The following is a 257-nucleotide window of genomic DNA, read 5'->3' on the forward strand; positions in this document are numbered from 1 at the left end:
CTTCAGATGATGAGGGACGTCAGGCGCTCTTGTCTTCTTATTCGTCTATCGCAAACCGGGTGTCATATTTCTTTGACCTGCACGGACCCAGCCTTGCAATTGATACAATGTGATCTTCTTCCCTTTCTGCTGTTCATTTTGCATGTGAAAGTTTAAAAAGGGGAGAATCTACCCTCGCCATAGCCGGAGGAGTGAATTTATCCTTACACCCGGATAAATATACTTTACTTTCACAAAATCATTTTGTTTCAAGCGAT

At 42.4% G+C, this 257-nt stretch carries 1 pseudogene; it reads left to right on the top strand.

Features of this window, described 5'->3' with window-relative positions:
- Positions 1–257 (top strand): annotated as a pseudogene (locus tag SB658_RS25480) (beta-ketoacyl synthase N-terminal-like domain-containing protein); the annotation flags it as partial.

It is taken from the genome of Bacillus sp. SIMBA_008 (assembly GCF_046535495.1).
GTDB classification, from domain to species: Bacteria; Bacillota; Bacilli; order Bacillales; family Bacillaceae; genus Bacillus; species Bacillus subtilis.